This window comes from Streptomyces sp. NPDC051677 (genome assembly GCF_044453465.1).
Classification (GTDB): Bacteria; Actinomycetota; Actinomycetes; order Streptomycetales; family Streptomycetaceae; genus Streptomyces.
Window position 1 is genome coordinate 1 of record NZ_JBITCT010000095.1, and the last position, 11546, is coordinate 11546.

Genomic DNA, 11546 nt, shown 5'->3' on the forward strand with positions numbered 1-11546 from the left:
GCGAAAGGGCTCCCACTTCCTCGCCTTCCTCGGCCTGGCCGCCACCCTGACCTGCTACAAGAAACTCGCGAAACTCGCCACGTGAGACAACCTCTAAGAGAGGTCGGTTCCGCTCACGATGAATGCCCTTTTCCTTGGCATGGCCTGCCTCCTCGCAGCGGCTGCCGGCTACTGGGTCTTCGGCCGGGGCACCCCTCGTCCCGCCGGAACGTGGGCCATGGGTGCCCTCCTCGCCTCCTTCGCCCTGGCCTTCGTCTCGTACGCGCCGCTGTTCGAGAACGCTGTCGAGGCAGTCGTGCCGCATGTAGCCCGACTGCTGAGCAACTCCGCCTCCCTGGCCGCCGCCACCTCGGTTCTCGCAGTCGCTTTTCAGGTCAACCTGGAACCCGCGGAAGCGCGGCGCCGCATCCGTCTACCCCTCGTCCTCCTCGCCGTATCTGTCTTCGGCATGACGGTGCTGTTCACGTTTGAGCAGATGACACACCGCTCGCCGCAGGTGTACGCGCTCTACCTGCTGCTTTTCATCTCATACCTGGCCTTCGCCATCGTCGACTTCCTGCGGCAGGCCCTTCGGCAATCGAAGTCGACCCGCAGAAAGAGCGTTCGGATCGGCCTGCTGCTGGCAGCCGCCGGCTGCGTGTTCGCGCTGGTCTACGCCGCGTACAAGGTCACGGTCCTCGTCTCCCTCGGCCTGGGCCTCCAACTCATACCCGACCACGCGCGGTGCTCCTCGCTGGTATCCGCGCCGTGCGTATTCAGCGTGACCTCCCCGGCGCTCGCGGTCCTGCTGATCTGCCTCGGTCTCACGCTGCCCGCCGTGGTCTATCCGATCAGTCAGGCCCGCCGCCACCGCTGGGAAGTGCGGTCCTTCGACGCGCTCGGCCCCCTCTGGCAGGACCTGTCGGCCGCGATGCCGGAGATCGTCCTGCCCGCCGCAGACCTCGACAAGGACGCAGCAAGCAACTCCGACTTCCTCCTCCAGCGGCGCGTCATCGAGATCAACGACGGCATTCTCGCCCTGCGCCCGTACCTCTCTCGGAGCGTGCACGAAGCCGCCCAGCGAACCACCGACGCCGGGACAGAGCAGCGCGTCGCGATCGTCAAGGCAGCACTTGCCGATGTGAAGGCTGGCCATCCTGCCGGTGAGTTCGCCGGGCCGTCGGCGACGGACACCGCTTCCCGTGGCGGGGACCTCCGTGCGGAGACGCAGCGGCTTCTCCGGATCGCCGACGCTTACGGCCCCGCGAGACTGCGCGTGTCGCCGACGGCGGCCAACCGGAACCGGTAGGAGCCTGACAGCATGAACGACCCGACCAAGGACCCTCGATTCCTGCACGACCCCTACCCCACCTACGCCGCCATGCGGTCCGCGTGCCCGGTGCAAGCCGTTCCCACCGGCTCAAGTGGACACAGCAGCTACCTGGTCACCGGGTACGCGGAGGCCCGGCAGGCACTCGGCGACCCACGGCTCTCGAAGAACACGGCCGCCTTCTTCGCCGGCAAGGAGTCGCGACGCCGCCTGCACCCCGCGGTGGCGCACAACATGCTGGCCAGCGATCCGCCCCAGCACACCCGCCTGCGCAAGCTGGTGACCAAGGCGTTCACGACGGGCGCCGTCGCCGAGTTGCGCCCGTTCATCAGCAAGGTGACCGACACACTGCTCGACCGATGGCCCGTTGGTGGGCAGGTCGACCTCGTCGCTGATCTGGCAGTACCGCAGCCGGTCATCGTGATCTGCGAGCTGCTGGGGGTGCCGGAGGCAGACCGGCCCACGGTCCAGCGCTGGTCAGCCGACTTGTTCGCCGCAGGGAAGCCCGACCGCATCGACGCGGCCTCTCATTCCGTTGCTGACTACATGACCAACCTCATCGCAGCCAAGCGGCTGCAGCCAGGTGATGGGTTGCTCGACCGCCTCATCGCGGCCCGCGACGGCACCGACCAACTCAGCGAGGAGGAGCTGGTCTCTCTGGCCGTGCTGCTGCTCGTCGCCGGACACGAGACCACCACCAACTTCCTCGGCAACGCCGCCCTGGCCCTGCTCCAGCACCCCGCCGAGCTGGAACGCCTGCGCAGCAGCCCCGAGGACGTCCCAGCCTCGCTGGACGAGCTCCTTCGCTTCGACTCGCCCGTCAGCACGACCACCTTCCGGTACACCACGGAAGCCGTCACGCTCGGCGGCACCGAGATCCCCGCCGGTGTCCCTGTGCTGGTCGCTCTTGGAGCGGCCAACCGCGATCCGGAGCGGTTCCCATCACCAGACCAGCTCAACCTAAATCGGGATGCCGCCGGCCATCTCGGCTTCGGCCACGGCATCCATCGCTGTGTCGGTGCTCCGCTTGCCAAGGCCGAAGCCGACATCGCCCTGCGTGCGGTTCTGACCCGCTTCCCGGGGCTCCGGCTTGCGGTCCCACCTGATCAACTGCAGTGGCGGCACACTCGCCTAGTACGCGGGCTGGCCTCGCTTCCCCTCCTCACCTAGGCCGCCCCTTCGGATCATCTGATCGTCGGTCTGCCTTCCATACCCTGGGGAAGATTCCTCCGTCCGAGTGCGCTCCGCTCCCCGTGGGGGGGCAGAGACGGTCACGAGTGTCTCCGGAGTCGTCGAAAGGCATCGCGCCCTTGGGCGCATCGAGGACCGGGCCGAGTCGCGATCGTCAAGGAAGTGGTCTGTCGCGAGGTGTAGAGGGGTACGGTTCACTCGACGGACTGCACCTCGCCAAACCCAACGGAGGCTGGTGCGGTATCACAACTCGCCGAAGCGTCAAGGCATCTTGCGTGACGGGCCTGCGGACAGACTGTCCTCACACAGTTCTTGCCGGGTGGAAGGCTTCTGTTCACTGAGGCCCTACCAAGGTGAGGTTTTCGTCATGGCGCGTCGCGATCCCGAACGTCCGAAGTACGGATTCACGGTGGCGGCGGCTGTCGATGCTATTCCGACGGCACGTCGCCAGGTCATCGCGCTAGCCCAGGACTTGGGCCTTCTCTTGTCAAATCAGATGCTGGAGAGCGTCGAGTTGCTGGCGAGCGAGGTAATCGCCAACGCCGTCCTACACACAGATGCTCCGTGCGACGTCGCTGTGACCCGGACTGAAGATCGGCTCCGTGTCGAAGTCACGGATATCGACCCCTCGTTGCCGAGCCCTGTTGAGGCTGGGTCGGACGATGAGAGCGGTCGGGGTCTGCTGCTCGTGAACGCCTTGGCTGACGCCTGGGGGACGCGACCGGAACCGATGGGCAAGACGACATGGTTTGAGATCACGCCGGAACCTTCTGCCACGGTCACGGGCAACAACTCTGCGGATGCGCCGCCTTCACCTCAAACGGATGACGCTGCAGTGCGACGGACTGAGTGTCACGCTCGCGTGGCCTCACCGACCGACCCGCGGTCGTCGTTCGGCACAACAACGCCTGCGCAGCAACATCAGGCTGCCTGAGGGTGTGAGCCGAGACAGCCGTCCCCAGCGGCCTGCTCGGAAATCGGTTTCCTTGCGGAACCGCTTGCGCTGTCGGAGTGCGAGCGCGGCCCGAGGTGGTCGGTGACGCAGTCGGCGGTCGACATTGGGTGTGTCCGGGCCGGGCTGGACTCCGGGCTGTTGGGTGTGGGGCGGCGGGGGCGGGCTGCGGCCGGGGGCCGTGTGCGGCAGCGCATTCCCGGTTGCCGTCCTGGAGCTTGGCAGCCATCTTGGCGGCGGTGTCCTGAGTCCTCACACGACAGTTATCGGCCCTGGCACGCCGCACCCACCTCTCCGAGCCGGGACCGAGTAGCACGCGCAGTCGTTCGGAGCGGGCCAGCAGCTCGGATTGATGAATGACAGCGACGTATGGACGTGGGCCCCGTGAAATGACCGCCGGAGGACTCGCCTGACACTCAGTGGGTGGAATCGGTCAATTCACGAACGCGCTTTCTGCTCACGACCGGTTCCGTTTCACAGAGACCTCACAGGTCACGCAGTGGAGGACGGGTGATTCCGCATTCGGCCCAGGCGGAAACGGCTTCTTGCCATGTGCCCGACCAGAGCTGTGACTGGCCGCCGCATCGTGCCTAGAGTGGCTAGGCATTGAACAGAAAGCGGGGCTGACCACTCCACTTACTGAGTCATTCAACGATGCGCGGGGGAACATCTGCTGTACAGGGTCGCAGGTGTGCCCCCCGTTCTGTGAAGAGGAGGGGGATCGTGAAGGCTGCGACGAAGCTTGGGGTGCCCGCGCTCGCGGCGCTCGCCGTGACCGGGACTCTTGTGGCCGTGTGGCCCGCTGCCCACCACACCGACGGCACCGCTGCCGCACCGCGCTCGCATGCGGCTGGACAGGAGCCGGTGGCCAAAGCCCAAGTCGGGGATCCGGAGAATCCGGCGACCTGGAAGCTGCCCATCGAGGCCTACACGGCCACGAAGGCGGAGCATCGACTGGTGTCCTCAGCTCGCGACAACGTGATCAAGGAGTGCATGAGCACGGCCGGGTTCCCCGGCTGGAGCCCGGCGCCTGACCTGCCCACCGTGGGCGGCACCACGCTGACGGACTGGCGGTATGGGATCCACGATCTCGAGCAGGCCAGACAGTTCGGCTACCACCCGGACCCGGAGCAGCAGGACGCCTATGACGTCGCGTTGGCGGCCGACCAGTCAGGGGAGGCGGACCAGGGTGTTCTCGAAGGCTGCGCCTCGCAGGCAGGCAGCACGGCTGGGAACCTTCAGCAGTCCGCTCTGGTGGAGCAGATCAGCGGCGACGCCTACCACCAGTCCATGGATACGCCCGAGGTGAAGAGCGTATTCGCGAAGTGGTCGGCGTGCATGAAGGACAAGGGGTACACCTACAGCGTGCCCCTGGATGCCAGCGATGACGCACGCTTCGCCACCGGTGCCGACGAGATCAGCCAGGCGGAGAAGGACACCTCTGTCGCGGATGTCGCGTGCCGCGACAAGTACCACGTGGAGAAGGTCTGGTTCGACGCTGAGGCGGCGATCCAGACGAAGTCGATCGCAAAGCGGCTGGGCGAGCTGAACCAAGAGAAGGCAGCCGTCAAGTCGGCTGTTGCCAAGGCCCGTTCCGTTAACTGATCTGGAGGGAGAGAGACACATGCGAAAGACAGCCATGCTGGGCGCCGCGTCGTGTGCGGCCCTCGTCCTCGCTCTCGCCGGTGCGCCGGCTGCGCAGGCCAGCGAGATCAATGACGCTGAGACCCTTCAAAGTATGGAGGCCTGCGAGTTACCCGGAAGGTCGGGGTTCAAGTTCGCCCTCTGGTACAACTCCGGGCAGGGGGGTGCTTTCCGGAACATGCACTATGCGGTCTACAACTTTGACGCGCTGCGGCCGGGTGACGGGCACGACCATCCGCTCAAATTCTGCTTGGAGGGCGCCAGCAGCCCCTGGCCGGGATCGCTGCAGCGGGTGAAGAACAATGCCGCATCGGGGGAGAACTTCCACTACAAGTACAAGGCTCGAGTCTATTTCAAGAGCGGTTACAAGGGTGCCCAGGACTGGATGGCCCCCTACCAGCACATCGACCAGTTCCGCAGCGTCTACAACGAGAACGCTTCCTTCCAGTTCACCACGTAGGGGCAGGATCGCGACTGGCCGCTCCTTGTCCTTGTCTACCGCCGTAGGTCTCACTCCCCCGTACGAGGTCTGCGGCGGTTGCCTCTCGGTGCACGCACCCCAACCGCCTTTATAGACAGGTACCAGGACCCGCACGGAGAAGACGCGGGGCTGTACAGCCACCGTTGCCCTGGCATGCCTGCTCATCCAGGTCCGTCTGCTGCCGTCAACCGCCGGCCCGTGGATGCTCTGAACCCCTGAGGCGGCGAGCCTTTCGTGTGCCCGGCAGCACTCTCACCCTCTTGGCGAGGATCGAAAACTTGTTCGGAAGGTCATTGGCCTCAGCCGCGGACCTGGCCCGGCGTAGCAGCCAGGTCCCCTGCCGCCACGCCTGAACCAGGGTCGCTGACGACCTGACAGACCCGTTCAAGCACTGGCATGCCATCACGGCACTGAACGAGCCGCCGCCACGTCTGCCATTCCCGATGACCGACTGGCTGCTTTCCCATGCCGAAAACTCCAGGAAGAGGAAAACAAGTTGAGAATGCCGAAACGGCTGGGGGCCCAGATCGCCGCCCTCGCCTCGACGGCCGTCCTCGTCAGCCTCTTACAAGCTGCACCTGCGACTGCCGCACCCGACAACACTCCGACGAGCAAGAGCGCAAGCACCCCGTCTCCGCCACCGCCCGGGCGGGTCAGCAACCCGGACGAGAGCCTCGGCAACGGATGGAGAACGTCGCCAGACCGGGCTGTCACCTCGGCAGCCGACAGTGGCGGCCTCCGTGTCCTCGTCGCAGACAGCCGAGCAGCCTACGAGTGGCAAACCGCCGCCGTGCTCGCCGAACCGGGCGTCCAGGCCGACACCTGGATCGGCAACCAGTGCGTCATGGACCGAGGACACGCCGCTGTCGTCTATGCTCCGCGTGCTTTCGTCAACAAGCCGGATCTCATGCAGGGCGGCGCATTCGCTGCCATCGTCGACCTGGACAACGGCAAGGTCACCAAGCTCGCCTTCACAGCCTCACTCGCCTATTTCAGCCCGTCGTGCAACCCCGATACCGGCGCGGCGGTGTTCACCTCGTACCGGGACGGCAGGACTCGACTCGTCACGGTCGACACAAGTGGAAAGACGACGGGTGAAACAGTCGTCGCGGGTCAGGTTTCGTCACCTACCCCCGTAAATGACGGCGTCGTAGCAGCGCGAGGCCATCGCCTGGTGCACGTGGATCCCTCGGGCAAGGTGGACGACCTAGCCGCCGCAGACAGTGCTCCCTTCGAGATCCGCTCCTTGAACGGCGGGAGAGTTGCCTATCTCGACCATGCGAACGGTACCGCCCGAGCCAAGCTGTGGAACGGGCACGGCACACCGTCCACCCTGGCCTCGGGGAAACTGGGAGAACTGTCCCTCAAGCAGGGGACGGAAGGTCGGGCGTTCCTAACCGGCCACGCCGAGATCAGCCTCACGGACAGCGCAATATCCCACCTGAACGCCCCGGCAGACGCTGACGTCTCCAGCCTCGGCCGACTGGCCGTCGACCCCCTCCTCATGCCGGGCGTACGCACAGGCCTGGACCGCATCAAGAACGCGGGCAAGAATTTCACCAAGGCCGAACCATCGTCCCAGGCGCGAACCGCCCAAGACCCCACAGAGAACACTGCGCCGCTGACCATCACAAGCACCTCCACCGTCACCGGCGACAAGATCAGCCAAACCGTGTCGGACACGCCCAGCACCGCTGGAAACGAATCCTTCTCACCCGCTCTCCGCTCCGACGACAAGAGCCGGCGAGCCCCGACGGACGGAGACGAGCGGGAACACAATCCGGTAGACACCGACCGCTGGTGCTCCATCCCCCGCAACGACGTAAGAGCACTCGCCCTGCAGCCGACACCGAACCAAGTCGAGTGGGCCGTCGATATGGCGATCCGCGGTGAACTGCGCGCCAAGTGGATCAAGCAGGGAGGATGGCGCACCCAGGCCGGACTAGGAACCATCGACCCGCAGGGGCTGTTCCCGCCCCCAAGTCTGAAGGGCGGCGGGCGCATCCCCGCCCAGGTGCTGCTGGGTGTGCTCGCCCAAGAATCGAACCTGTGGCAGGCCGAATCCGGGTCCGTTGCCGGCCAGATGGGCAGCCCACAAGCGGCAATCGCCGGGTTCTACGGCCACAAGGGGGACACGCCCGAGGAGTACTGGAAGGTTCACTGGTCCAACTCGGACTGCGGCTACGGGGTCGGCCAAGTCACCGACGGCATGCGCCTCGTCGGCCATGAGAAGCCAGGCGAGACCAGCCTTCCCCCGGCAAAGCAGCGAGCCGTCGCACTTGACTACGCGGCCAACATAGCCGCCTCGATGTACATCCTCGCCGACAAGTGGAACGAACTCCATACCAGCGGGCAGACCATCACCGTCAACGACGACGACCCGTCTAAGCCGGAGAACTGGTTCGCCGCGCTGTGGAACTACAACCTCGGCTTCAACCCCAACGCCGGCGACGGCAAGCCATGGGGCCTGGGCTGGTACAACAACCCCGCGAATCCGATCTTCCCGCCGGCAAGGCATCCGTTCATGTCCGACCCCCGTGACGCTGCGAAACCGCAGCAGTGGCCCTACGAGGAGAAGGTGATGGGCTGGTCCGCCTGGTCCATGGACACCGGCTACTCCTACTCCACCGAAGGACGGCAGGACTGGCCCGGCGAATCCGGATACTCCACCGCTGGATTCCGGCCCGCCTGGTGGAACAGCCCCGCGCAGCGCGACTTGGTGAAACCGCCGCTCAGCGCGTTCTGCAACGCCGCCAGCCCGCCCGACTGCCCCGACGCGGAGTGCTACAAACAGTACTGGTGGCGCGGATCGAACGTGACATGGAAGCAGCACTGCGACACCGACTGCGGCCACGAGAACATCAAGTACGCCACGCTGCGCGACGAGCCGGGCCGAGGGTACCGACTGGAGTACGGCACCCCGAAGTGCGGCGCTGCCCCCGCTGGGGCGCTGATCGTGGAATCCGTACCCGACAACATCGACACCTACAGCGACTGCGGGTCCAGTGGCACCGACGCCGGGAACTTCCAGTTCACGTTCTACCCCAACTCGTCAGCGACCGGGCCCGGCCTGGGCCCGTACCAGGCCAAGGGAGACCTGCACCAGGTTGGCGGCGGGCACGGCGGCCACTTCTGGTACACCCACACCCGCGACACGGCACACCTCGGCGGCGACTCCGGCCTGATGACCATCAAGGGCACCTGGACCCTCGACAAGAACGTCGAATGGGCCCGCGTTCTGGTGCATCTGCCGGACACCGGAGCCCACACCCGGCAGGCGGCGTACGTAATCGGCGGCTCCGACAGCACCTCCACGCACCGGATCGTTGAACAGCGCGCCAACCGCTGGGTGAGCCTCGGCGCCTTCCACTTCACCGGCACTCCCACCGTCACCCTCTCCAACGCCACCGACGACGGCACAGCAGACGAAGACATTGCCTGGGATGCAGTCGCCTTCCAGCCCCTCCCCGGCAAGCCCAACCATGTGGTTGTCGCCATGGGCGACTCATATTCCTCTGGCGAAGGTGCCTCGGAACCGGGAGGGGATGACTACTACCCGGAGTCGGACTATGTCGGAAAGGTGGATGGCGACAAGGTGCGGGACGACTGCCACCGCTCCAAGTATGCCTGGACCCGGCAGGCGGTTCTCCCCGGAGAAGCCCTGTCGACACGCGAGTTGGACGACTCGTGGAGCGCACGGATGGACTACCACCTCATCGCCTGCTCCGGCGCCCGCCATTACAACATCCTCAACACCCCCCAGACCGGCGAACTGCCACAGATCCAGCAGGGCTACCTGGACCAGAACACCACCCTCGTCACCCTGTCGATCGGCGGGAACGACATGGCGTTCGCCGACATTTTCCAGAAGTGTGTGCTGGGCGTGACACAGAAATGCCAGGACGCGTCGATCGACGAGCGAAACCCGGATACCGGGGATAAGACAGGCAACACTACGCCTGCGTTGAAAGACTGGGCACCAGCCTGGGCACACGGTACGGTCCGGCCCCGAATCGTGAAGACCATGGTCGCACTTCACAAGCAAGCCCCGTACGCAAAGATCGTCCTGATGGGGTATCCGAGGCTGCTGGAGAACGCAGGCCAGTGCGTGCCCGGCATAGGCACCGAAGAAGGTCCGTGGCTCAACGACATGGCCGACACCGTGGCCCAGGAGATGAAGGGAGCCGTCGACGACGCCAACACGCAAAGCCAGGTGAATGGCGTGTTCGCCGACCCCCGTAACGCGTTCGCGGGGCAGGCGATCTGCGGTGACCCCGAGACGATTCACGGCATCGTCCTCAACGGACGCTCCAAAGCAGACGCGGCAGCACCGAAACCTTCTATGAAGTCATTCCATCCGAAGGTGTCCGGAACACTCAACTACGCGAAGGCATTCGTGGGAGCTCTCGCACAGTAGCGGTCCACCGATCTCGCCTAGGTGGTGTCGGTCACCTTTCCGGCACCACCTGGCATTTCGGCCTGAGTACGTTGACGGATACAACCCGCCCGGCGGCAGGAGGACGATGGCGGCCATGGACTATTTCATACGAACAGTGAAGGCGACTGCTGCGGCGGTCGCGGCCACGTTGGCCGGATGGCGTCTCTTCGAATCCCTCTATGTGTGGGCCGATCACGCTGCGGACGCGGAAGTTGACTCCGGGCAGCCGGAGTGGTTCGCAGGAACCAGCCAGTACCTTGTGGCCAACGCGGCCGGCTGGGCGTTCTTACCGGTAGCCGTCTGGGGACTTCTAAGGCTCATACGGGTACGAGGTAACCACCTTGCGGTCATCACCTCCGCCTTCGTCTGGGTGACCTTCACTGCTCCCCGTCTCGTTGGTTCCCACCCCTCCCCGGGCGCGGTCGTCGCGTGGGTGGCCGTACAGACCGCCGTGACGGCCGCAGCGTCCGTGGTGCAGGTGGCTGCCATGCCCGCGACCACCCAGGTGAAGCAGTGAGCTGGAGAACGAGGACGAAACAGGCGATGGAACGGGTGGCCCGTATCTCCGCCACCACTGGTGTCGTCGTCCTCGGCAACGCCTACAACTTCGTCAGCAGGACTCGCCCGAGGACGGTGCGCCGACTCGCCGGAAGGTGCCAGGCCAAGCAGGCCCGCGAGACGGCCGAACAACTACTTCGTGGCATCACTCGCGCCTACGACGCCGTCCCCTCCCTCACCTTCCGCCTACTCACCGCGGAGGACGTATCCACCGGCGGCGGGGGATGGACCTTCACCGCCGACAACGAGTACAAGGTGTCCTGCACCCTGTACGTAACCGCCTACTACAGCACCCAAAGCGACGTGGGCGACGTACTCGATGAGATCCTCACCGCGGGCGACCGCCCCGGATCACCCATCCCCTTCAGCCACACGACCACCCCCCTGCACGGCGCGCGGGAAGTGGGCCAATGGGTCGCTGTCGGCCAGACCCTGTCGTGGGACACCTCACAGCGTGGAGTCGAAGAACCTCGCCCATGCATGAGGCAGCAGAGCGATCCACCGGTGTACCGGTGTATGCGCGAACCTGAAGACATGACCGTGGCCACTATCCGGCAGATACACGGCACAGTGCTCCAACTGATGTTAAATCCAGTCGAATATTTCCGGATCGACAAAGATGGAACAAAGTTCACAACTTGATAGAGAGACCTCGCCGCTCCGCAGGAAGCGGTACGGGTTACCACCGCGTGCGGCAGAGCATCCCCCATCGCCAGCCAGCCCCGGCCCGCATCGTCGCCCTCGAACTCACCCGCAGAGAGGGCTCGCGGGGAACACCTTCCAGCCTACGAACACCAGCAGCCCCCGGTACAGAGAAGTACTCCACTGCGGGAAATGGGAAGCGGGGGGGGCCCCCCCCCCCCCGCCGCGGCCCCCCGCCCAGTGAAAACCCCCGCAAACCACAAGGGGGGGCCCCGGGGGGAGGGGGGGGGGGGGGGGGGGGGCCCCCGGCGCGGGGGCCCCCCCCCCCGGC

Annotated in this window: 8 protein-coding genes; all 8 read left to right on the forward strand. The window is 65.7% G+C overall.

Features of this window, described 5'->3' with window-relative positions:
- Nucleotides 1-139: 139 nt before the first annotated feature.
- The 8 genes from ACIBAF_RS47330 to ACIBAF_RS47365 all read left to right on the forward strand — a co-directional run bounded on the left by ACIBAF_RS47330 (nucleotide 140) and on the right by ACIBAF_RS47365 (nucleotide 11215).
- Entirely contained in the window at nucleotides 140-1288 is a 1149-nt protein-coding gene (locus ACIBAF_RS47330; protein ID WP_399472727.1) for an MAB_1171c family putative transporter, read from the forward strand.
- Nucleotides 1289-1300: 12 nt separating this feature from the next.
- Entirely contained in the window at nucleotides 1301-2479 is a 1179-nt protein-coding gene (locus tag ACIBAF_RS47335) for a cytochrome P450 (protein WP_399472730.1), read from the forward strand.
- 388 nt (nucleotides 2480-2867) lie between these two features.
- Complete coding sequence (locus ACIBAF_RS47340) at nucleotides 2868-3434, forward strand: ATP-binding protein (protein ID WP_399472732.1); 567 nt, start codon at nucleotides 2868-2870, stop codon at nucleotides 3432-3434.
- 741 nt (nucleotides 3435-4175) lie between these two features.
- Nucleotides 4176-5057 carry a hypothetical protein gene (locus ACIBAF_RS47345; protein ID WP_399472734.1) on the forward strand — a complete coding sequence of 294 codons (882 nt, stop codon included), beginning with the start codon at nucleotides 4176-4178 and terminating at the stop codon, nucleotides 5055-5057.
- 19 nt (nucleotides 5058-5076) lie between these two features.
- The gene (locus tag ACIBAF_RS47350; protein WP_399472736.1) at nucleotides 5077-5556 is read left to right on the forward strand and encodes a hypothetical protein; all 480 of its coding nucleotides are present in this window, start codon (nucleotides 5077-5079) and stop codon (nucleotides 5554-5556) included.
- A gap of 523 nt (nucleotides 5557-6079) precedes the next feature.
- Complete coding sequence (locus ACIBAF_RS47355) at nucleotides 6080-9994, forward strand: hypothetical protein (RefSeq protein ID WP_399472738.1); 3915 nt, start codon at nucleotides 6080-6082, stop codon at nucleotides 9992-9994.
- A gap of 115 nt (nucleotides 9995-10109) precedes the next feature.
- Nucleotides 10110-10532: a hypothetical protein gene (locus ACIBAF_RS47360; RefSeq protein WP_399472740.1), complete on the forward strand. Its 423-nt coding sequence runs from the start codon at nucleotides 10110-10112 to the stop codon at nucleotides 10530-10532.
- A complete protein-coding gene (locus ACIBAF_RS47365; RefSeq protein ID WP_399472742.1) occupies nucleotides 10529-11215 on the forward strand; it encodes a hypothetical protein in 687 nt (228 codons plus the stop codon). Before ACIBAF_RS47360 ends, ACIBAF_RS47365 begins: the two co-directional genes overlap by 4 nt.
- Nucleotides 11216-11546 lie beyond the last annotated feature (331 nt).